We start from the raw sequence: 23,407 nt of genomic DNA, 5'->3' as shown, positions 1-23,407 counted from the left end.
AAAATACAAAAAATACAAAAAATACAAAAAATACAAAAAATACAAAAAATACAAATTTTCGAGTAAAAATATTGCATGTTAGTTGTCAGTGATTAACCTTTGATAGCCCCCATCATGTCCCACATCGGGGTAAAAATACCCAAAGCAAGCACGAGCACCATGCCTGCAACGATTGATATCAGAATCGGTTCTATTTTTGCGGTCAGATTCTGTAGGTCGTAATCCACTTCACTTTCATAGTAACCTGCCACCTCTTCCAGTAATTCATCTATTCGGCCCGTTTCCTCGCCGACAGAGATCATTTGCATAACCAAAGGGGTGAATAAGCCACTAGCACCGGCCACTCGACCGAGGCTTTCTCCACGCTCAATACTGCCACGCATCCCTAAAATTTTTTCTTCCATATAACGGTTGTTAACCGCTTCTGCCACCAAGGATAATGCGCTATTTAATGGTACACCTGCGGCTAACATCATCGAAAAACTTCGCGCAAACCTCGATAACAGTGAGCGTTTGAAAATAGAACCGACAATGGGCAATTGTAATTTTATTTTATCCCATTGGTATGCTCCAGAGTCACTGCTGAAGTATTTTTTGGTACCAAAGAACAGTGCTATACAACTTATCAAAAGAATGTGCCATTGCGTGATAAATAATTCAGAGGAAGTTAACAAGATTCTAGTCATTAGCGGTAATTCAGCACCAAATTTTGTGAACATATCAGCAAAAATCGGAATCACGAAAATATTCATGATCACCATCGCAATGACAATTGCACCAATGACAAAGGTTGGATACCGAGTGGCTGATTTGATTTGTTTTCGCGTAGCTTGTTCGCGCTCCAAGTACCCAGCAAGTTGTTTAAATGAGATATCTAATTTACCCGTATTCTCGCCAACGTGGACGATCGAAACAAAGAGTTGATTAAAGATGTCTGGGTGGTTGTTGAGCGCTGAAGATAGCGTGCGCCCACGTTCCAAACTTTCTTGGATATCCATTAATGCGATCTTTAGGCGCTTGGAGGTGATGGTGTTAGCTAGACCTCGAACCGCACGCATGATGGGGACACCGGCATTCGCCAATGAATACATTTGCCGACAGAACATCACTAAGTCTTCAATGCTTACCTGAGGGGTAAACATGGAAATATTATCTTCTTTCTCAAGTGCTTCAGTATCACCACCGGCAACAATATTGACGGGTACAATATTTTTACCCATTAAGGCTTTAGCTGCAGTGATAGGGCTACTCGCATCCAGAGTGCCTCGAGTCAGTTTACCGCTAGCCAGTTTTCCTTCGTAGCTATACAAGGGCATCAGGTGCATCCTCTGCTGGGGTTATTTCCGCTGCTGCGGTACTGTTAATTTCAGATACGTTTTCTACGAGTTTTAACACCTCTTCAACGGTGATTAAGCCAGCTTCTGCGTATTCAAAAGCCGCATGTGACAAGGGTTGATAGCCAGGCGCTTTTTTCGCGACTTCGGTAAAACCAATGCTGTCATCTTCTTTGAGTTTGGTCATCATGGCGTCAGTCATTTCTAATAATTCAAACACACCAACACGACCTGAATTACCCGTTTGGTTGCATTTTTGACACCCAGCCCCTTTTTTGTAATTGACCATATGTGCGTTGGGGTTAATGTGCTGTAACCAAAGCATTTGCTCATCTGTCGGTAGTGCATCGGTCTTACAATTTTCACAAATTTTACGCGCTAAACGTTGTGCAACAATGCCACGCAAGGCACTTGCCACCAGATAACCAGGTGTTCCCATATCTATGAGTCGAGTCGCTGAGGAAATCGAGTCATTGGTATGCAGTGTCGATAACACTAAGTGACCGGTAAGAGCGCCGCGCATCCCGATGGAAACGGTCTCTTGGTCACGCATTTCACCCACCATGATGATATCTGGATCTTGACGCAGGGTCGTGCGTAAAACGCGAGCAAAATCGAGATCAATCTTGTTATTTATCTGCACTTGGTTAATCCGAGGGAGTGAATACTCCACAGGATCTTCTACGGTAATAATTTTTTTCTCAGGGGAATTTAATTCCGTTAATGACCCATATAGTGTGGTCGTTTTTCCAGAGCCTGTTGGTCCGGTAACTAAGATCAAACCATTGGGACGATTTAACAAGTTTTTAAAGCGTTTTAAAATTTTTGGTGGCATGCCTGATTTATCTAAACCTAGGATCCCACTAGATTGATCAAGTAAACGCATAACAATCGCTTCACCATCTTGGATGGGCATAGTCGATAAACGGATATCGATTTGCTTCCCTTTTACTGTCATTTGGGCTCGACCATCTTGGGGTAAACGACGTTCTGATATGTCCATGCCTGCCATGAGTTTTAGTCTCAGTACCAAGGCCGCTGCGATATTTTTTTGTTTGATAATATTTTCTTGGAGTACACCATCGATTCGGTGACGAATGCGCAAAGCATCTTCACCTGGTTCGATATGAATATCTGATGCTTTTGACATAACCGCATCTTCGAAGATGGACTGTAATAACCTAGACACAGCGGTATCTTGGTCCTCACCAAGATCTGCAGTAATCGAAAATTCACCTTCATCAGCATATTCTTGTGCCAGTTCTTCAGCAAAAGACGCTATTTCTTCAGTTTTACGATATAGGTTGTCGTGGGCAGCCGTTAATTGAGCTTCACTCACAATCGCCAGCTCGACTGTTTTGGGTAACATGCCGCCGATAGTATCAACCGCTGTTATATCTGCTGGATCCGCCATACCCACAAGAAAAGAATGATCACGCTCTTCAATGATGAGTGCTCGAAAACGTCGTGCTTGGATCTCTGGTAGTTTCTTGATTAAGTCAGCATCGATTTTACGCTTATCGATATCAATAAATGGAATATGCAAGTGATCAGCAAGTTGATTCAACATTTCTGATTCTTCGACAATGCCCAAATCGATCAACACAGCACCTAACTTACGTCCTGTACGGCTTTGCTCATCTAATGCTTGATTGAGTTGCTCTTGGGTGATTAAACCGTCTTGAATAAGTAAATCACCTAAACGTATCCGTAAATTATTTTTCATATCAAAGTCCTTAACTCACCTAGACGCTGGGTGACGAATGTACTGATGTTGTCAGGTAAATTTGGGTTTAATGCAATATTTTCGTAAGCAATAATGGCTTCGTTGTAAGCCTGTAGTTGGTCATAGGCGACAGCGCTACCGAGGAGCCATTTCACATTATTTGGTTGGCTCTCACTGAGACGATTGTAGTCAGCAATAGCCGCTCTATGCTCCCCAGTTTGGGTCAGGAGTTGTGCACGAAAAGCTATAAACTCCATTCCGATATCAGTTTCTGTCGCGGTATTTTGTAGGGTGGTAAGCGCTTGCTCTATACGGTTTTGTTGGAAGTAAATCCGGCCGAGTAAAAGCCGCATGTCATTTTTTTCTGGTGCCAACTTTAACAAATTTGCCAAGTGCTCTGTGGCGTCAGAAAATTGATTCATTTGTAAAGCCAAACGCGCTTTATCTTGTAATAACGAAACTCGAGTATCCGCGTCTTGTGCACTTTGCACGACCATCATACCTGTAACCGTTTGAGGGTCTGGATTGGCTGACTTATTTGCTGGCATAGACTCCGTTGCAGTTCGAGCAACAGACATTGCAGCGGGTGGATGCTGTAAGTCAGTGGAATTCGACGAGGTACGCAAGTCTTCATTGTTCCTTGTATTACTAGCAAGGTTAACCTTGTTTGTTGTCGATACGGCCACAGTGGGCTGCGTCTTGTTGAGTACAAAACCTCTGTCGTTGCTGTGCATTACTGGCAATTTGTCAGTTGGAGTATGTGTCTCACCTTGAGCTGGCCCTTTTAGTAGCACCTCGCTTAATGAGGGAGCAAATAAACTCACCAAGACAATCACGCTAAAGCAACACCCTATAATGATAAAAGGCATCGCCGTACGCGGAGGTTGCGCAGAGCGATAAACCGTTTGGGTATTGTCTGATGATGTTTGGCGTTGTTCCAAATCACGGAGCATTTGATTTACGACACTCATAACTTATCCTTGTATGAGAGGTAGGCATATAATCAGGGTGCATAATGCCCCTGTACATAGTGCGGCTGTGCGCCATTGCGCTTTACAATCCAAGCGCCACGGAAGGGTAACGGGTAAACAAGCTTCGGTATCTAAAGCTGCAATCCGAATATGTTCTGGTGTTGCATAATATTGGCCTTGGCCATACAACAACATGAGTACTTTGTGGCACAAAACATTAACGATGCGAGGTGTACCCCTAGTTGCTTTTTGGATCATCTCACACGCTTCAAAAGAAAAAATTTCTGGGCCAGAATAACCGGCTTTGACCATGCGATGGCGAATATAATCATATATTTGTGCGGCATTAAGCTCTTTTAATTCACAGCTAAATGTAATGCGCTGTTTGAGTTGTCTTAATTCTGGCAAGCCGATTTTGTCATCCAATTCAGGCTGCCCAATCAGGACAACTTGTAGGAGTTTTTGGGTTTCGGTCTCAAAATTAGTGATCAGTCGTAGAGCTTCCATGCTCTCAACAGGCAAAGCCTGCGCCTCATCAATGACTAGGACGACATGATCAAACTGGTTGTGTAGCGCAATCAATCTTTCTTGAATGATCTGCGTAAAAGCTTGTTGGTCTGTTTGCGCAGTGATTGCGACACCTAATTCTTTGGCTACCGCCGTACGTAACTCACCAGGGCTTAAAAATGGATTGGGAATATACGCAGTATAAATATTTTGGGGCATCTCGTTGAGTAACTTACGACAAAGTAACGTCTTGCCCGTACCCACTTCACCTACTACTTTAATGAATCCTTCACCGCTCACTAATGCATGATTCAATGTGACAATGGCATCATGATGACACTGCGCACCAAAATATTGCTGCGTGTTAGGCGTCAGAGAAAAGGGTAGGTAATCGCAACCAAAATATTCAAGGTACATAAGGTTATTCCACTGTTACCCATTCATTAATCGTAGCTTGGCTGTTACGCATTTGTTGATGCCAAGTACCTGACTCAACAATTGTCGGCTTGATAAGAATGATGAGTTCCTTTTTGACTTCGCGTTGAGATTTACTCTTAAATAAACTCCCCAACATCGGAATATCACCTAATATTGGTGTTTTAGAATTTACATCTTCGGTCAAAGACTGCATCAAACCTCCAATCACGACGATCTCTCCAGACATGGCTTTAATAATCGTGTCTGATTCGCGAATAGTAGATTGTGCAAGCGGTAATACGATTTGTTCTTGGTTTAACGTCACCACTTTTTCTTGCTCTTGGGTTTCGATCACGGATGGGTGAACATGCAGGAGCAAAGTGTTGTTTTCGTCGATCTGCGGTGTCACATCCAAAGCAATACCGGAGAAGAAAGGTGTTAATTCAATATCAGGTACGACCGATGTTGTCGTCGATGTAATCGTATTTTGACTCGATACATCAGTGACAAAATATTCATCATTACCCACTTTGATCACAGCTTTTTGGTTATTAGTTGCAGTGACACGAGGGCTAGATAGTACTTGCACTTCACCCTGTGTTTGGAGCAAAGAGAGCACACCGGTAAAGTCTTGGTTAACAAAAGATAAACTAGTGACATTCCCTAAAGATGCTGTGACGTCATTACCTACATTCCCCAACGTGGTGGATAGCCCAAAGTTAGTGGTACCAATCGTTTTGGCAATATTTGACCAGTTGATCCCTTGTTGAAACTCATCTTTTAATTCAACTTCTAAGATCCGTGCTTCGAGCACCACTTGGCGCTGTAAATTATCTTCGGATGTTTGTAAAAAGTCTCGAATACTGCGAATTTCTTCAGGTAAGGCTCGAATGGTCACTAAACCTGCTTGTGGAGTTACAAATACTGAACGACCACCTTCTGTACCGACCATCGATTTTAGGCTTTTTTCTAGGTCATCCCAAAAATTAGTTTCTGTTTTGGTAGTTATGGTGGTCCCATTCACCGCATTGTTTGAGTCACCACCAAAGCCACCGCTTTGTCCACCAAAGCCACCTTGTTGGCTACCTTGAGCACCATCTTGGCTGTTGCCATTTTGTGATACTCCACCTGAAATAATACTGGTTTGGGTAGACCCATCACGCTGCATTAACAGGTAATTAACGTTAAAGGTTTCAGTGCGCATTCCAGATGGAAATACGCGAAAAATATTCTTCTTCTTTTCGATGTGAAAACCATATAAATCAGACACCAAGGAAAAAACTTGTTCCAAAGGAACTTGTTTTAAATCTAAAGAGACCGAGCCTGTTACTTCAGGGTGCACTGCGACACTATATGGCGTATCTTTAACAAGGTTAGCAAAGAAACCTGCTGCATCCATATTTTGCGCATTAATGTCATATTTGGCACTATCAATCACAAATTCCTGTGGTGATTGTAGTTGCGGTGAAAGTGTATTTAACACTTCCTGAGGCAAGCTTTGCTGCTGTGTATGCGCAGCTTGTTCAGCAATGTTTTTTGCTAACTCTGCAGCCACGTCGGTCGATTGTGTGCTTTTACATCCGCCTAAAATGAGGCTGACAGAGGCAACTAGTAGAGTGGTAAATTTAACGTACTGCATGAGTTTTAACATCCTTGTTAAACAAAAATAAGGTTTTGGCGTCGACTCGGTTCGCTACTTTTCCTTCTAGCGTGACAGAGTCCTTGGTGATTTTCGTAATGCGATATCCATCGAGCTCATCACCTACTTGTAAAGTTTCTTCATTAATCACCACATAGCGAGCTGTTGGGTTAGTGAAGATGGCACTGAGTTCAAAACTAATCACTCCCTTGGTCGCGGCTATCTGTAGCGTATTTTGCAGATAGTTCTTGGGGCGAGTAGGGTCAGTTAATTCTGGTGTATTGATAGTATCGGCCAATACTACATTTCCAGTAACACACGCTAAAATAAGGCTAATGTTGATTGATTGAGATAGTTTACACACCGATAAATGCCTCATTGGTACTTAATGTAAATAATTCCAACTCAATACGTGCAGTTGGGTAATCTTCCACATCATAGTTAAAAGAATGCCAATACAGCTGATACGGCATACGCTCTATTTGTTCCAAAAATTCCAATACAGCAAAATAATTACCGTTAAAGGTTAGCTTTACTCCGTGTTGATACAGGCGAGTGGTTTGCATATTTTTATCATTAGAAAATAAATCTACCGGATAGACACTACTCATCTCTAAGAGGGTTAATTTTTCTGCTTTGGTAAATAAGCTATCCAACACTTTAGGCATTACACTTGCTGGGATTAATTCATTTAACTGCTGGGTAAACTGTTCATCAAGGGAGTTAATACGCGCATTTAAACGCTCTATGCGGTCTTGCAAGGGTTCGTTGGGATCATTAGCAAGTGCGATATTCATTTGTGTGAGATCTTGTTCTACCTGATCAATTCTACTGGTAGTTGCAGCTATCATTTTTTCTAGATTCTCTGTTTTGTTCGACTCTGGTGTAATTAATAATTCAAAGCCAATAAATGCACTAAAAGCCATGGCTAATACCAAAACCAAGATTTTTTCATGTTTCTGTAAAGCGCTATACTTCACTTCTAATTTGTCTACAGCGGATTGTTTACTCATTATCCGTCCCTCCTGAAGTGCGTAGCTCAAAAGCTAATGTGTCTTTTTTCCGGGAGACTTTAGCACTTTGGAATTCTTTACCAGCAAAATAGGATTCGGAACTTAATTGTCCGACCCACATAGGTAAAGCTTCGGGTTTGTCTAATTGACCTTTAATCACCATATTGTTACCAACAACATTAATGGAGGTCAGCCACATGTCACTAGAGTGCTTGCTAGCTAACGTTTCTAAGAGATCCGCAAAACTTTGTGTACGCAATTCATCGCGCGCTTCCAGCTCCGCAATTAAACGACGTTTTTCCATCAGACTTGATTCTGTAGATGAAGATTGGCGGAGTAAAATAGGATCTTCTGTCCGGTTTTCTAATTCAGCACTGATGATATTCAGGACATTGGTTTTACGGTCTAATTCATTGCGTAACGTGTCTAGCTGTGCCGTTAATGCTTGGTTGTGGCTAACAGAGAAGTTACTGAACACAAAGACAGACAAAAACGCACATAACATACCCAGTAAAACGGTATGCACAGTAAATACCTCTAGCTGAGGTTGGAGTTCTTTGGGGATAAGGTTAATGGTCTTTTTCATTAAGCAGCTTCCTTGTTGCTAACCTTACCTTGCACGTTTAATGCCACCATGGCTGCGCCAACCGCATTCAAACTAAAATCGCGCATATTGACTTCGGTATTTAATTCAATCGCTGGAACGAGTTTACTGACTGTGATGTCGATAACTTTTTCAATATCTCTGGCGATACTTTCTTCTGCATCCGCTGGGATAGATATGAAGATATGCTTGACCGGAGCTTGGCGTAGTTGATTGGTAAAGAAATCTAAGGAACGTTGGATTTGGATACACAAGGATTCAATAATCCCCATTTTAAGTTCTTCTGCTGAAAAGTTGTCGAGCTTATCAAAACCACGTAAGCGGCGAGTGAGATACAGTTGATTATCTTTAATGATGTTTAAGCAAAGCTCACCACCGACCTCTTGCACCAATGTCATGACGGCTTCAGAATGGCTGTGAACCAGCTCGCACATCGCTAGTTCTTCGACAAAAATTTGTTTTAAATCGAGTTGTAAATCGTGACAAAGATGGCAGAGTTTTGCCACGTGTTCATGCTCAATTGCCACTGCGGAGACTTTGTGATTACCGGCAACCTGTGCAGGGATATCAAAAAAATCGTAGGTAATCTCTTTGTCCGAAGTCATTAGCTCTTTGAGTGGCCATTGGATCGCATCAAAGATTTGAGATTCTTCGACTTCAGGACGGTCTATTTGTAAAATTTGGTACCATGATTCGGTATACGAGACGTACGTTGGAGTACCTTGGAGGTTGTTGACTTTGACCCAAGAGCTGAATTCAGCTTTAAATGAAACAGAGTCAAATACACAAGCATGCACCCAGCTGACTTCAGCTCCTTGTTTGACTAACCCAACGACGTGGTTGGTGTCTTTACCGATTGAAATCCCCAAAGCGAAGATTGCGTTTCGCTTTGCTAGTTTCATTTTTAAAAAATCACGCCAACTTATTTGCATGCTCAATCCTTTGTGCAATATCCATCTATGAAAACAGTTCCATAGAAAATCCATATAGATTTATAGCTATATTATCTGCAAAAACGAGATTTACTTTAGCCCATTTATTGCTGTGATTTATCCTTAATAAGTGTATATTTACGAACATTATTTCGTAATATTACTTGCTATGTCGTCATTATTTGCAGGCTTCACGATTGGACTTTCTCTCATCGTAGCGATTGGTGCACAAAATGCTTTTATTCTAAAACAAGGGCTACTGCGCCAACATGTCTTTTGGGTGTGTACCGTATGCTTTATATCTGACTCTATCGCTTTATCTGCAGGTATTGCTGGATTTGGTTTGGTCGTTGCTAAATTTCCAGAGATTGAGTGGGTTGCTCGTTGGGCCGGTGCTGCGTTTTTATTTTGGTATGGGGCTATCAACTTCCGGTCAGCTTGGACGAACACAACGGGATTAGTTGCCACCGGTGACTCACCAAAATCTTTGTATAAAACGATTTTGTTATGTTTGGCTTTTACTTGGTTAAATCCTCATTTTTACTTAGATACCTTGGTCATGATTGGATCAATATCGACTCAGTATCCAGATCCGCTTATGTTTGGTGTGGGTACCATAAGTGCATCATGCGTATTTTTTTATAGTCTAGGTTATGGTGCACGTTTACTTGAGCCTGTTTTTGCGAAACCTCATAGTTGGCGCATTCTAGATACACTCATTGGGATCATCATGTGGTTCATTGCATTGAGTTTAGTGGCTTAAGTGACAGGATAGGCGCTAGCTGAGCAAATCAGTGTTTAAGACCCAATGTTCAGAATATACTCCGATGCTAAGCGTGTGCATTGTACGAAAACAACAAAACAAAAAAGGAGCCACCATGTTCGCAGCAAAAATAGAACGAGTGATTGATAAGCCTATCCAAGATGTATTTCGCCTGTTAAGCGATCACGCGAACTATACTGATTACCCTGGGGTTGAGCGCGCAGAATTATTAGAAGAAGGTACAAATGAACGCAATGGCAAAGGTGCTTTGCGAGTTATTGGTGCGGGTCCATTGGAGTTTGTAGAGCGGATTACTGCGTTTGAGCGTCCGTTTCGCATGGATTATCATATTGAGTCAGCCAAACCTTTTCATATTGAACACACCAAAGGCGAGATAAAACTTATCCAACAAGGCTCCGGCACCAAAGTCGTGTGGGAAACAGCAGGTTATTTTACGCTGCCTATCTTGGGACCTCTTTTTGATCGTTTATTACAAGCGAAAATCGGCAGTGCGTTTGGGGGTATTTTAAAAGGTATTGCGAATAAGTAATCGCATTTTACGAGACTGAAACTTTTGCAAACATCGCTGATGGATTTTCATCAGCGGTGTTTGTAGCAATGGTTAACGCTTATTTAAACGGTCCATTATGAGAAGGTTTAAAAATCTTCGTCTAGTGTGGCAATCAATTTATCCAAGTCTAAGTGACGGATGTCTCTGCCCTTGGCTTGGTAAATGATAAATTCATTGATGTTTTGAATGTGATCACCCATTCTTTCCAACGCCCTGGCACTCCAGGTAATCGACAACACGCTTTTGATTGTTTTCGGCTTCTTCTTCATACAATCGATGAGGTAGGAGAGTAACTCATCAAATCTCTCATGGACTTCATTTTCTTGTTTAATTATTTCGAGTGCATCGTCGGTGTCCATTCGTGCTAATGCATCTAATGTTTTTTTGAGCATCTCTAAAATCAATTCACCCAGGGCACTGAAGTATTGGTATTCTTCACGATCAGCGCTGATGTGTTTTTCTTTGACATTTTGAGCTGCGACTGCCAACTTTTCTGCTTCATCACCAATTCTTTCTAAATCAGTGATGATTTTGATAATGGTAATAATAAGGCGTAAATCAGAGGCAGCAGGTTGTCTTTGTGCTAAAATCTGTGTACACAATTCATCAATTTTTAGTTCTAGTGCGTTCACTTTACTGTCGCGCTTGATGACTTTTTTCGCCAGTTTATCATTGCCATCAACTAGAGCTGTAAACGCATCTTGTACTTGCTTCTCAACCAAACCACCCATCTTGAATAGATGCTCACGTACAGTTTCTAATTCCATATCGAACTGTTTTGAGATATGACCTTTAATGTTATTTTCGAACATATATATAGCTCCTGCTTTAACCGAATCGACCAGAAATATAATTTTCTGTTAGTTGGTGACTAGGGTTGGTAAATATTTGCTTGGTATCACCCATCTCAACTAATTTACCTAAATGGAAATATGCCGTCTTTTGCGATACTCGTGCAGCTTGCTGCATAGAGTGAGTTACAATCGCAATCGTATATTTTTCTTTTAACTCGCTGATGAGCTCTTCAATCACGGCAGTCGCGATTGGATCCAAAGCTGATGCTGGTTCATCCATCAAGATGACTTCAGGACTGACCGCAATGGTTCGAGCGATACATAAACGTTGTTGCTGACCACCAGAAAGTCCCGTTCCAGGCTTATCTAAGCGGTCTTTTACTTCGTTAAACAACCCGGCTTTTTGTAAACTGGTTTCAACGATTTCATCTAACTCAGATTTACTGGTCGCCAAGCCATGAATTTTGGGACCGTAAGCAACGTTTTCATAGATAGATTTCGGGAATGGGTTTGGCTTTTGGAACACCATACCGACTCTGGCACGTAGCAGTACCGGATCCATGTTTTTGGCATATAACTCAGCACCATCCATTACAAATGAGCCTGTCACTTTACATTGAGGAATTAAATCGTTCATTCGGTTGATACAACGCAAGAAGGTTGATTTACCGCAACCGGAAGGGCCGATTAATGCTGTTACTTGGTTTTTCGCCAAGTCTAAACTGACATCGTGGATAGCTTGATTCTCGGCGTAAAAAACATTGACGTTACGCATCGACATTTTGGCGTCATCACAAAAGGGTGTGCCAACTGAACCATTGATAACAATGTCACCTGACGTTAAATTTTCTGAAGTCATTACAGTATTCATGATCTTTCCTATTTGGATTCAAAACGACGTCTGAGATACGCCGCCGATGCATTCATTAAGAATAAAAAGCCTAGTAGCACAAGGATGGCTGCAGATGTCTTGGCTAAAAAGCCACGCTCCGGACTATCCGCCCATAAAAATATTTGTACCGGCATAACCGTCGATGCGTCGGTAAATGAGCTTGGCACATCAACAATAAACGCCACCATACCAATCATTAACAATGGTGCAGTTTCCCCCAACGCTTGAGCCATACCGATGATAGTACCGGTTAAAATACCCGGCATAGCCATAGGTAAAACATGACTAAATGTGGTTTGTACTCGAGAGGCACCTAGTCCCATAGCTGCTTCTCGTATAGACGGAGGAACAGCTTTGATTGAAGCTCGGCTTGCAATAATAATGGTGGGTAATGTCATAAGTGTTAATACAATACCACCCACTAATGGCGCAGAACGAGGCATACCGAATAAATTAATTATAACAGCTAATCCCAGCAGACCAAAAATAATGGATGGTACAGCCGCAAGATTGTTGATATTGACCTCAATCATATCTGTCCAACGATTTTTGGGTGCAAACTCCTCTAAATAGACCGCAGCTGCAACACCTAAGGGGAAGGATAGGACGAGTGTGACGATCATCGTTAGAAAAGTACCTGTTAATGCACCTCTTACACCGGCCAATTCTGGCTCACGTGAATCACTACTGGTAAAAAACTCGATATTGAAGCGCTTTTCGATCGCTCCATTGTCTACGAGCGTTTTGATCCACTGCGCTTCTTTTTGATCAATCCGCACAAGTGGTTCACCTAGTTTTTCTACTTCTTTTAAGTATACATCAACGTCATCGTCGACACGCACCCAAACCGGTTGTGTTGTGCCTAAATGATCTGGATTTGCGATCAGATGTTCTTTGATAGCAAATTCCGCATTACTAGAAAACAAACCGTTGAGTTGACGTTTATCACGACGGGCTTTGACTTCTGGAAACGTTTCATAAATCGATTTGCGTAAGGTATTGCGATAGCTAAGGTCTGCTAAGTTATCACCTGCTGCATACCGCAGACTTTTTTCGCTGTAATTTACGTCTACTTTTACCCAGTGTTGATGAAAAGCAGGTAGGGCTTTACTGGTAATATCAAACAGCAAAAAGAAGACTAATATAAAGCCAAAAATAACTGCAGTTAAACCGAAGGCTCTAAATATGTTTTCGCGGCGGTGACGCTTGGCTAAGCCGAGCTCAATTTTTTCTGTCACTGCGGAGCGAGGCATTGTTTGGGGATCTTGTTTAGTCATATTGCTCTCGATATTTACGAACGATTTTCAAAGCGGCGATATTCAGCGCTAGGGTGGTGATAAACAACATTAAACCCAAGGCAAATGCGGCAAGTGTTTTCGCGCTATCAAATTCTTGGTCACCTTTGAGTAAAGAGACGATTTGTACCGTAACCGTAGTCACTGACTCAATCGGATTAAAGGTCAAATTGGCAGCTAATCCAGCCGCCATGACAACAATCATGGTTTCACCAATTGCTCTAGATACTGCGAGCAATATAGCACCCACAATACCTGGTATCGCTGCAGGGAATAAGACTTTGCGGATAGTCTCTGAGTGCGTAGCACCCATTCCGATAGAGCCCTCTTTTAACGCAGCAGGAACGGCGGTCAAGGCATCCTCTGATAAAGAAGATACGAATGGGATAATCATGACACCCATGACTAACCCTGCGGCTAAAGCACTTTCTGCAACAATCGGTAAATCAACCAAAATACCAAAGTCACGGATCAAAGGGGCAACAGTCAAGGCTGCGAAAAAGCCGTAAACAACGGTGGGTACACCAGCCAGTATTTCTAACATGGGTTTTGCGACAGAACGCAGACGAGGTGAAGCATATTGTGAAAGGTAGATAGCAATCATTAACCCGACAGGGATGGCCAAACACATGGCGATCGTACTAATTAAAATCGTTCCGACAAATAACGGGATCGCACCAAATGCGCCTGAACCGCCGACTTGGTCAGCACGCATAGCAATTTGTGGACTCCATTGAGTCCCAAAGAGAAACTCGGTGACAGGGACTTTGGAGAAGAAAGCAATCGATTCAAATAAGACCGACATGACAATACCAATCGTCGTCAATAAGGCGATGCCTGAGCAGGTGAATAACAGACCACTAACAATTTTTTCAAGATTATTTCGAGCGTGGAATGATTGTTTAATTTTGGTCAATAATACTGCAACACAGCCCACTGCAATGACTAAAGTCAGTAGTGTCTTTAACCACGTAGCTTTTGTATTTAGCTCAGTGTAGTAAGCTGCATGTTGTAGTTGTAACGCCGTTGCAGCACTTACATCTTCATTGAGCTGCACTTTTTCAGCAAGGATTTTTATATTATTAACCAACAGACTCATATTTTGCTGAGCGGTAGTGTCTAAAGTAAGCATCACCTGTTGAATCAACAATGAATCAACGATACTTGCTTCAATCGCCGACCAGATAAGCAAAAATAAGATAGCCGGTAAACCACACCAAAATGCAGTTAATAAGCCATATTGACTAGGTAAAGAAACGAGTTGGCGAGTATGTTGTTCGCCACCGGCAACCGTAATGGCACGTTTGATACCTAACCAATAGCTAAACAAAGCGATGATTATCACTGCAAAAGCTAAGTGTGTTGTGGTCATGAAACCTTCCTTTTTTAAAACAGAAAAACTGAGGCATCATTACAACGCCTCAGTTTGATATTTTAAAGCATAACTTAAAGTTGGACGCTTTCTAGATTTAATACAGATGTACGTAATGCATCTAGTCTTTCTGGAGCAAGAGGAATAAGACCTTTATCAGTGGTATAACCTTCCTGACCAATCGCATCTTCACTCATAAACTCTGTTAGAAACTCTATTATACCTGGAACTTTACCAACGTGCGCTTTTTTTACATAAAAGTATAAAGGACGAGAGATTGGATATGAACCATCTGCAATACCTTCAAAGGTAGGGAACGCACCGTTAACCTTTGAACCTTGTAATGTATCTGAATTTTGGTCTAAGAAACTAAAACCAAAAATACCAAATGCGTCAGGGTTAGTTGTCAATTTTTGTACAATTAGGTTGTCATTTTCGCCAGATTCAATGTAAGCACCGTCTTCACGAACAGAGTGACAGATGGATTTATAACGATTTTTGTCTGACTTTTTCAACGCTTTGATCCAGTCATAAGTTTTACAGCCACCCTCAAGACCTAATTCAGCAAATGCATCACGAGTACCTGAAGTTGGTGGTGGACCGTATACAGAAATTTTGTAGCTAGGTAAGCTTGGGTTGATTTCATTCCAAGTTTTATATGGATTTTCGATCAAGCTCTCAGAACCGTTTGGATTAGGAACTTCTTTAGCTAACGCTAAGAAGATCTCTTGTAAAGAAATTTCAATGTTAGGTGAACCTACCGCATTAGAAAAAACGATTCCGTCAAAACCGACAAGGACTTCTACAACTTCCTTAACACCATTGGCTTTACACATTTCTAACTCAGAAGCCTTGATGCGACGAGATGCGTTAGACATATCAGGCGTATCAATACCTACACCGGCACAAAATAATTTCATACCACCGCCAGTACCCGTTGACTCAATTTTTGGTGTAGCGAACTCTGTCGCTTTACCAAAACGTTCAGCTACTACTGTAGAAAATGGGTATACCGTAGATGAACCTACTACAGAAATGGTATCTCTACCTTCTGCTAGAGCACTTGTTGCTAATGTAGCTAAACCTAAACCGATCAGTGTTTTATAAAACATGGCTAAATCCTTGTTTATTTCATTTGTTTAGTGAAGTGCCGCTATCTCGTTATTGCTGTTTACGAATCTAACGACACTGAAAATTTTAAGTTAGTAAGTTAATTGTAAACGGACACGGAACTCTTGACCGTCGTCATCGCTATCTATTGCGTTGCTTTCACCATCTGAGTAGTTCACACCTACGCGAACGTTGTCTGCAACATACCAGTTCACACCAACGCTATAAGCACTTGCGTCAACACGACCTAATTCGATATCGCTGTGATTACCATCACCTTCTTCCATACGGACGAAGACTTCCCAAGCACCTGTGCTTGCATTTGGCTTAACGCGCTTGAATTTACCGCCTTTATATGGACGCTCCTCACCAGTTAATACCCAACCTGCTTGTACGTAGTAACCATCTTTATCAGTACCTGCACTTTCTGAATCAAAATATTCTGACTGCACATGGAATGCACCCATACTTGCAGCAACTTCTAAGCCCATTGATTCAGTATCACCGCCACGTTGTGCATAAGCCGCACCAACATGCACTAATAAATCATCTGTTTTAACGGGTAAGTAAGCCACACGACCTGCTACACCAAAATCATCATTACCTGACGCATCACCATCTTCAAATGCTGATAAAGAGTAGAAAGCGTTGCCGATTTCACCATGTAGGCGCACTGAGTTTTGGCGACCAATGCTGTACTGCTCGGTAATGCCTGAGCGTTCTAAAGCAGTAATATCTTTAGAGCTAGTAAACTCTTCCAAACCAAAAACAACCATTTGTTTACCGACAGTTAGTTTAGCTTGTTTGCCCCAACCACCGTAAGAAATGTATAGATCTTCTGGTTTACCACCATTGTTATCACCAAGATTGAACTGGGCTTTATAGGACCAGTCATCTCCAACAGTACCTTGTGTAAAAATACGTGCACGACGAATACTTAATGTATCTTCATCAGTAATGCCATTTAATTCAGCTTTGTTGTAATCCCATTGGACACGTCCGCCAACGCGAAAAGAAAACTCACCGTCTGTCGTCTTTACCTCAAAACCACCTTTAGTTTTGATTTTTAAATCAGGACCGTCGGTTGTAACTGAACCAGCAAGTGCAGGCGTAGCAGCTAGTAGCAAACCAAGAGAAGGTGCTACTAAGCATGTAGTAACAGTTTTCGCTAAAACTGATTTTTTGTGTGCTGTCGTTACTGAGTTGTTCATTATTACCTCAAAAATATAAATGGATGTTTGATATGCTGAGTATAGTAAAGAACTTTTATGACAGAAATATTACAACGTTCGATTTATTTGTAATAAATATATTTTTGCGTGCAAATACAACCTGTAACACTAGTAATTGCGAGACATGAGTAATGAAATATTTTTGTCATAATTATTCATTGCGGTGCGTTTCATAGGCCTCATAATCAGGCACGCGATAAGAATAGCTTTCATCTAACAATGGTGAAGCAATCAACAGATCCGCACTACTGGGATTACATGCCACGGGGATATTCCATACTGCAGCAATTCTTAATAACGCTTTGACATCTGGGTCATGAGGCATAGATGCGAGTGGGTCCCAGAAAAAGATCAACATATCGAGCTTTTGTTCAGCGATATAGGCACCAATTTGTTGGTCGCCGCCCATGGGACCACTCAAAAAGCGTTGGGGAGTTAAACCAGAACCTTGTTTGACAATGTTACCTGTCGTACCGGTGGACCAGAGTTCATGACGTGCTAATTTTTCTTGATGAGTTGCACACCAATCCGCCAAGATAGGTTTCATATGGTCGTGTGCGACAAGAGCGATTCGCTTCGTTGCCGGTGCTTTGATATGTTTATAATGCATAATTTGCTTTCCTAGATTCATTTATAGCATACTGTATTTTGTCATGAATTGAAGTATAAATTATTGAATAATCAGGTCTGTATGTTAAAAAAATTAGTGTTTGTATTTACCGTAATTTTGCTAAATGCCTGTGGTGGTGGAACTTCGAGTAACAATTCTCCGGCAGGCCCGGCTCCAGTCATCCCCAGTAATGCTTTACCTGTAATCAATTCTTTTACGACGACAACTATCAGCGCGCAAGGTTTAGTACAATTTGCTTGGAGTGTGAGTGACAATGATAATGACTCCCTCTCTTGTACTATTAATCTTCCCAATGCGTTGCCTGCTACACGCACAATTAACAACTGTTTGATAACCCAAGCCGCGACCTTTCAAGTAGCAGAAAATGCAGAGTTTATCGCAACATTGACCGTTTCAGATGGCGTTGGTCAAACTCAACGAGCACTGCAGTTTGCAGTTGATACGTTGCCTAATCCTTCTATCCCTCCCACTGCAGAAACAGTGATGAAAATTTACTATCTGCACTCATCAGAAAACTATACGGGTTGGGGGTTGCACTTATGGGGACAAGCAATTGAGCCGGAAATGGCGACCACTTGGCAAACGCCAATGCCACCTACGCGTGTAGAAGATGATTACGCGTATTGGGAAGTACCCCTACAAGATCCTACAGAGATTTTTAGTTTTATTGTTCATTTCGGGGATCTAAAAAGTCCTAATTACGATTTGATTTTACGTCCATCTGATTTTGGATATACGGCGTGGGTCGTGGAAGATAATGTAGCTGCCGTCGGGGAAGGGATAACTGCCATTCCGTTTGCGGATGAAACCACAGCGCGAGAGGTATTTACAGCATTTAAAGCACAACAAGGCAATGCGACTGCCAGTCTCGATATGTCTGCCGTAGAACCAGATGCTCCAGCATCTTCACGCGCTGATGATTGGTATACCAACGCAAACTTCATGGAAATTTATATCCGTGGTTATCAGGATTCCGACGGTGATGGTGTCGGTGATTTTAATGGTTTAACCAGTCGTTTGGATTATTTGGCTGATTTAGGGATTACCGCTTTGTGGCTGATGCCGATGATGGAAAGCGCTGATAATGACCATGGTTATGAAACGCAAAATTATCGAGCGGTAGAGAGTGACTATGGCACCCTCGCTGATTTTCAGCAATTAATCATTGAAGCAGACCGCAGAGGCATTGCGATTATTATTGATTATGTTGTCAATCATGCAGCAAGCCAAAATCCTTTATTTTTAGATGCCGCAAGCAGTGTTGATCATCCTTTGCGAGATTGGTTTATATGGCGTGACCAGATTGATAATAGCTGGCAACTATGGGGTCGAACGCCCTGGCGCAGCAGTCCATATGGCGTGTACTATGGTGCCTTTACTGAGCGTATGCCTGATTTTAATCTGCGAAACCCAGCAGTGCTTGATTATCATATCAACAGCATGAGGTTTTGGTTGAACTTGGGGGTGGCAGGCTTTCGTTTTGATGCGGTTGGGGTATTGATTGAAAATGGGGCTGGCCGCTTAGAGAACCAGGTAGAGAATCTAGCGATCATGCAAACGCTGCGTGCTGGAGTAGCCGATTATTCTGGGGTATATATTGTTTGTGAAGCGCCTGGACAATTTAGAGCAATGGCGAGTCCAAATGCATGTGGTTATGCCTTTAATTTTGCAGCCGGTCATGCCGTTTTAGATAGTGTTAAGTCGGGGCAGGTGACAACGTCGTTACACAATGAGTTAAATGCGGTAAATCATGACCAAATGCCTTTGATTTTGGCAAACCATGACGCTTTTGCCGGCATTAGAATCTTTGACCAACTTAGTGGGGATGAGGCTGAATACAAAGTAGCAGCAGCGACCTATTTACTTGCATCTGCAAATCCTTTTACGTATTACGGTGAAGAAATCGGTATGGCCGGTGGGCTGAACTTGAATGGTGATCAGGCTTTACGTACTCCTATGAGTTGGACGAATAACACTTTGCACGCAGGTTTTTCTAATCGTACACCTTTTAGAGCGTTATCGCGTAATGTCCAAACACATAATGTAGAACAGGCAGTACAACAATCAGGCTCTTTATTGGAATTTTATAACGCGATCTATACGTTGCGCCAAGCTCAGCCTATATTGAGCCAAGGCAACTTGACTGTTCTGAGTCATGCTGCAGACGCTGTGCTGGTTTTTACACGTACCGAAGGTGAACGCACCGTCTATGTGGCAATCAACTTCGCATCCGCTTCTCGAGAGCTAAATACCGACTGGTTAGAGGGTGCTCAAGTGTTATTTTCTTCGACGGGTGACTTTACTCTATCTGGACAAATTTCTGGTCAATCGGTTTGGGTGTGGGAAAATTAGTTATTGTTGATAATGGGAGCGGTTGGCAACTTAATGGAAATAAGCGCAGCGCAACCAATAAATATAAATGAAATAGCTAAGCATGCAGCTAACCCGTATAACTGGAAAATCCAGCCTGACAGGACAGTACCGATTAAACGACCCATTGCATTGGCCATGTAGTAAAAGCCAACATCAAGAGAAACGCCGTCACTATCGGCCATACTAACAATCAAATAACTATGCAGTGACGAGTTAATTGCGAACAGTATGCCAAATACTATTAGGCCTCCAATAAGTACGGTTTTAACTTCCCAGGTAAAATATAAGGACAAAGTGATACTTAAGGTAACTAACCCTAACAAGCCTGCCCATTTTACGGTTTCAGTGTTAGGAGAACGACTCGCTTTAAAGTTGATTAGCTTGGGCGCCAGCGATTGCACAACACCATAACCCATCACCCAAAGCGCCAAGAAACCTCCTACCGTCCAATGATCCCATGCAAAAGCTTGGGATAAAAATACTGGCAGTGCAACCACAAACCATACATCTCGAGCGCCAAACAAGAACATTCGTGCAGCGGATAAGATATTAATTGAACGACTCTTGGAAAAAATGTCTGAAAATTTTGGTTTGTACTTGGCTTTGCCTAAGTCATTTTGCAAGGCATATAGGCTATAACTCCAAACAAGTGCCAAAAAACCTGCCATTAAAAACATGGCACCGTTAAAGGAAAGCAAGGTTAACAACAATCCGCCTAAGAAAAAGCCAACGCCTTTTAGGGCATTTTTAGAGCCTGTTAATATGGCAACCCATTTAAACAATGTCCCTTCTTGTCCGGTGTTAACTAGCATTTTGATTGAGCTTTTTGCGCTCATTTTGTTTAAGTCTTTGGCAATGCCTGAAAGTGCTTGGGCTATCATCACATACACCACAGTTAACCATTCTGTAGGTACGGCTAACATCAACAAAGCGATAATTTGCATGGCTAAGCCAATGTTCATCGTTTTATTGAGACCTAACCGAGCACCCAAGAAGCCGCCCACTAAATTAGTGACAACCCCAAAGCATTCATAAAACAAGAACAACATCGCTATGCTAAGAGGGCTATATCCTAATGCATGAAAATGCAGCACAACCAACATGCGAAGTGCACCATCTGTTAAGGTAAATGCCCAATAGTTACCTGTGACAATCAGATATTGCTTAATATCATTTGAGAGTGACGCCAAACGCTTCATCGCGGGTGATTATCCTTTGATTGATAAACCTACTTTACGAGCCAACTCAGCTGTTCTATTGGCATATCCCCATTCGTTGTCATACCATATATATAGTTTGATTTGCGTGTCGTTAACGACCATGGTTGAAAGCGCATCGACAATACCAGAACGTGGGTCGGTTTTATAATCGATAGATACCAGTGGCTTTTCTTCGTAGCCAAGAATACCTTTCAATTCGCCTTGGGCCGCGGCTTTCATCCAAGCGTTGATTTCTGCTGCAGTGGTAGGACGCGCAACTTCAAATACACAGTCAGTAAGGGATGCATTGGCCAATGGTACACGCACTGCATGACCATTTAGCTTCCCTTTTAGTTCCGGAAAGATATGAGTAATCGCTGTTGCCGAACCTGTCGTCGTTGGAATGAGACTCATGCCACTGGCACGTGCTCTACGCAGATCATTGTGTGGTGCGTCCAGAATGCTTTGGGTGTTCGTAATATCGTGGATGGTAGTCATGGAACCATGTTTGATGCCAATCTTATCTTGTAGCACTTTTACCACTGGAGCTAGGCAGTTGGTGGTACAAGATGCTGCGGTTACGATGGAGTGCAGCTGGGTATCATAGAGAGAGTCGTTAACTCCCATCACTACATTGAGCACGCCATCTTCTTTTACTGGTGCAGTAACGACGACTTTTTTGACTCCTTGGTCCAAGTAGTTTTGCAGCAAATCAGTGCTTTTCATCTTACCTGAGGCTTCAATAACCAAATCACATGTAGACCAATCCGTGTCGTTAATCGCATGGTTTTGCGTTACTCGAATGGGTTGACCGTCAACCATGACACTGTGTTCAGAGTGGGATACATCATGTAGCCAAGTACCATGAACGGAGTCATACTTTAATAAATGTGCCAACGTTGCAGCATTCCCAGCCGGATCGTTGATTTGTACAAATTCAATGTCTTGCCAACCAAAAGCGGCTCTAATTATTAAACGGCCAATGCGGCCAAAACCGTTAATACCAATTTTAATTGCCATTGTTATTTTCCTAGTCTGTGCAACTGCTTAAAAATATTAGGCGCTGATCCTGTACTTTCAACTTGTTAGAGCTTGATGCTATCTTGCACGGTCATCAATTTTCCTAATATGTTAACTTGTTAATAAGCTCTATAGTGCGTTTTTATATATTAAATTTTAATGAAATTAAAAAAAGCCACTAAATAGTGGCTTTTCAAGTTATCTTTACATTTAAAAAGTTGGGAATTTAGAACGGTTAACTATACCTGAGATAAAATTATCTAGCTAGCTAATTAAAAATTAACATTAAATTCAAATGCTTACAATATTGAATAAAAATTATGTCCATTTTTATGTAAAATTTTACTACTCAAGCTACCCAACTATTTACAAAACTAGTGATTATTATATTTTTTTAGGTTTTCATCTGAATGAACTAACTGTATGTTTTCAATTACGTCCTCGCCACCTTTAGTCAACGGTACAATGTGATCGGCATGAACATCATCGGTAATAAACAAGTCTTTTCCGCTGATTGCACATTTGTTTTGTTGTAGCTTCAACAAATCATGTTTTTGTTCTTGAGTCAGTCGCAATTTCCTGTCAGAACACAAAAACATACTGCGAATATCAATGATAGTATCAAGCAACTTTTCCGTAGCCTTTCCATCTTCATGAGTCATTTCTGTTATGTCTCTAAAAAAAGAAATGATTTTCTGTATTTCGATTCGAAGAAGGTCTCGATTATCCTTAATCATAGTGTAAGTTAGACCAGAGATAATTAACCATAAAATATAAAACTCTTGATTATTTCTTCTCTTTCGGGTGACAAGCAGCGAATCAAGTTGGTCGCTGAGGTACTCGCTAAGTTTTTCATTTGGCACATCTTCACTAGTAAGTAACAACTTGAGATTTCGAACGAATGTCTTGACGTTTTTTATTGAAACTTCAAAATCTGTTTTTATCGTTTCACTAAGTCGGTGTTTGTCAAACTAGTTGTCGCGATTAATCTATTTTACACCTTCAATTTCAA

The 23,407-nt window shown here is 41.7% G+C and carries 22 protein-coding genes; 3 read left to right on the top strand and 19 right to left on the bottom strand.

The annotated features are described in order from the left end of the window. Positions 1-92 precede the first annotated feature (92 nt). Genes NLF92_RS12060 through NLF92_RS12020 form a run of 9 tightly spaced genes read right to left on the bottom strand, consistent with a single transcriptional unit; the run spans position 93 to position 9,143 of the window. Positions 93-1,316 carry a type II secretion system F family protein gene (locus NLF92_RS12060; protein WP_254102316.1) on the bottom strand — a complete coding sequence of 408 codons (1,224 nt, stop codon included), beginning with the start codon at positions 1,314-1,316 and terminating at the stop codon, positions 93-95. After that, a complete protein-coding gene (locus NLF92_RS12055; RefSeq protein WP_254102314.1) occupies positions 1,303-3,060 on the bottom strand; it encodes a GspE/PulE family protein in 1,758 nt (585 codons plus the stop codon). The genes NLF92_RS12060 and NLF92_RS12055 overlap by 14 nt, the downstream gene beginning before the upstream one ends. Then, a complete protein-coding gene (locus NLF92_RS12050; RefSeq protein WP_254102312.1) occupies positions 3,057-4,031 on the bottom strand; it encodes a tetratricopeptide repeat protein in 975 nt (324 codons plus the stop codon). Before NLF92_RS12050 ends, NLF92_RS12055 begins: the two co-directional genes overlap by 4 nt. A gap of 3 nt (positions 4,032-4,034) precedes the next feature. Then, entirely contained in the window at positions 4,035-4,955 is a 921-nt protein-coding gene (locus NLF92_RS12045; protein ID WP_254102310.1) for an ExeA family protein, read from the bottom strand. A 4-nt stretch (positions 4,956-4,959) separates the two neighbouring features. Next, positions 4,960-6,594 carry a pilus (MSHA type) biogenesis protein MshL gene (gene mshL, locus NLF92_RS12040; RefSeq protein ID WP_254102308.1) on the bottom strand — a complete coding sequence of 545 codons (1,635 nt, stop codon included), beginning with the start codon at positions 6,592-6,594 and terminating at the stop codon, positions 4,960-4,962. Continuing rightward, complete coding sequence (locus tag NLF92_RS12035; protein ID WP_254102306.1) at positions 6,581-6,958, bottom strand: hypothetical protein; 378 nt, start codon at positions 6,956-6,958, stop codon at positions 6,581-6,583. Before NLF92_RS12035 ends, mshL begins: the two co-directional genes overlap by 14 nt. After that, positions 6,951-7,607, bottom strand: coding sequence for a hypothetical protein (locus NLF92_RS12030; protein WP_254102304.1), 657 nt, complete (start codon positions 7,605-7,607; stop codon positions 6,951-6,953). The genes NLF92_RS12035 and NLF92_RS12030 overlap by 8 nt, the downstream gene beginning before the upstream one ends. Then, a complete protein-coding gene (locus NLF92_RS12025) occupies positions 7,600-8,193 on the bottom strand; it encodes a PilN domain-containing protein (RefSeq protein WP_254102302.1) in 594 nt (197 codons plus the stop codon). The genes NLF92_RS12030 and NLF92_RS12025 overlap by 8 nt, the downstream gene beginning before the upstream one ends. Then, a complete protein-coding gene (locus NLF92_RS12020; RefSeq protein WP_254102300.1) occupies positions 8,193-9,143 on the bottom strand; it encodes a type IV pilus biogenesis protein PilM in 951 nt (316 codons plus the stop codon). Before NLF92_RS12020 ends, NLF92_RS12025 begins: the two co-directional genes overlap by 1 nt. 169 nt (positions 9,144-9,312) lie before the next feature. Here NLF92_RS12020 and NLF92_RS12015 point away from each other — a divergent pair, with 169 nt between their 5' ends. Together NLF92_RS12015 and NLF92_RS12010 are read left to right on the top strand one after the other, a co-directional pair. Beyond that, positions 9,313-9,906, top strand: coding sequence for a LysE/ArgO family amino acid transporter (locus tag NLF92_RS12015; RefSeq protein WP_254102298.1), 594 nt, complete (start codon positions 9,313-9,315; stop codon positions 9,904-9,906). A gap of 115 nt (positions 9,907-10,021) precedes the next feature. Beyond that, entirely contained in the window at positions 10,022-10,456 is a 435-nt protein-coding gene (locus tag NLF92_RS12010; RefSeq protein ID WP_254102296.1) for an SRPBCC family protein, read from the top strand. Positions 10,457-10,563: 107 nt separating this feature from the next. Here NLF92_RS12010 and phoU read toward each other — a convergent pair whose 3' ends face one another. From phoU to NLF92_RS11975, 7 genes are all read right to left on the bottom strand, one after another. Beyond that, complete coding sequence (phoU, locus tag NLF92_RS12005) at positions 10,564-11,289, bottom strand: phosphate signaling complex protein PhoU (RefSeq protein WP_254102294.1); 726 nt, start codon at positions 11,287-11,289, stop codon at positions 10,564-10,566. A gap of 16 nt (positions 11,290-11,305) precedes the next feature. After that, the gene (gene pstB, locus NLF92_RS12000) at positions 11,306-12,142 is read right to left on the bottom strand and encodes a phosphate ABC transporter ATP-binding protein PstB (protein ID WP_254102292.1); all 837 of its coding nucleotides are present in this window, start codon (positions 12,140-12,142) and stop codon (positions 11,306-11,308) included. Positions 12,143-12,150: 8 nt separating this feature from the next. After that, positions 12,151-13,440, bottom strand: a complete 1,290-nt coding sequence (gene pstA, locus NLF92_RS11995) for a phosphate ABC transporter permease PstA (protein WP_254102290.1) — start codon at positions 13,438-13,440, stop codon at positions 12,151-12,153. Next, on the bottom strand, positions 13,433-14,830 hold the full coding sequence (gene pstC, locus NLF92_RS11990) for a phosphate ABC transporter permease subunit PstC (RefSeq protein WP_254102288.1): 1,398 nt from the start codon (positions 14,828-14,830) through the stop codon (positions 13,433-13,435). The genes pstA and pstC overlap by 8 nt, the downstream gene beginning before the upstream one ends. A gap of 74 nt (positions 14,831-14,904) precedes the next feature. Further along, the gene (locus tag NLF92_RS11985; RefSeq protein ID WP_254102286.1) at positions 14,905-15,942 is read right to left on the bottom strand and encodes a substrate-binding domain-containing protein; all 1,038 of its coding nucleotides are present in this window, start codon (positions 15,940-15,942) and stop codon (positions 14,905-14,907) included. A gap of 90 nt (positions 15,943-16,032) precedes the next feature. After that, entirely contained in the window at positions 16,033-17,151 is a 1,119-nt protein-coding gene (locus NLF92_RS11980; RefSeq protein WP_254102283.1) for an OprO/OprP family phosphate-selective porin, read from the bottom strand. Positions 17,152-17,323: 172 nt separating this feature from the next. Further along, complete coding sequence (locus NLF92_RS11975; RefSeq protein WP_254102281.1) at positions 17,324-17,782, bottom strand: methylglyoxal synthase; 459 nt, start codon at positions 17,780-17,782, stop codon at positions 17,324-17,326. An 81-nt stretch (positions 17,783-17,863) separates the two neighbouring features. Between NLF92_RS11975 and NLF92_RS11970 the strand changes: the two genes are divergently transcribed. Then, positions 17,864-20,155, top strand: a complete 2,292-nt coding sequence (locus NLF92_RS11970; protein ID WP_254102279.1) for an alpha-amylase family glycosyl hydrolase — start codon at positions 17,864-17,866, stop codon at positions 20,153-20,155. Here the strand turns inward: NLF92_RS11970 and arsJ are convergent. The 3 genes from arsJ to NLF92_RS14295 all read right to left on the bottom strand — a co-directional run bounded on the left by arsJ (position 20,152) and on the right by NLF92_RS14295 (position 23,258). Beyond that, positions 20,152-21,375, bottom strand: a complete 1,224-nt coding sequence (gene arsJ / locus NLF92_RS11965) for an organoarsenical effux MFS transporter ArsJ (RefSeq protein ID WP_254102277.1) — start codon at positions 21,373-21,375, stop codon at positions 20,152-20,154. The two genes, NLF92_RS11970 and arsJ, sit on opposite strands and share 4 nt — an antisense overlap. 9 nt (positions 21,376-21,384) lie before the next feature. Next, positions 21,385-22,395: an ArsJ-associated glyceraldehyde-3-phosphate dehydrogenase gene (locus tag NLF92_RS11960; RefSeq protein WP_254102275.1), complete on the bottom strand. Its 1,011-nt coding sequence runs from the start codon at positions 22,393-22,395 to the stop codon at positions 21,385-21,387. Positions 22,396-22,769: 374 nt separating this feature from the next. Continuing rightward, positions 22,770-23,258 (bottom strand): HNH endonuclease, encoded by a 489-nt coding sequence (locus NLF92_RS14295; RefSeq protein WP_254102273.1) that lies wholly within the window; start codon positions 23,256-23,258, stop codon positions 22,770-22,772. Between the last annotated feature and the right edge of the window lie 149 nt (positions 23,259-23,407).

This window comes from Opacimonas viscosa (assembly GCF_024199005.1).
GTDB lineage: Bacteria > Pseudomonadota > Gammaproteobacteria > Enterobacterales > Alteromonadaceae > Opacimonas > Opacimonas viscosa.
This window is presented reverse-complemented; position numbering and strand designations above follow the sequence as displayed.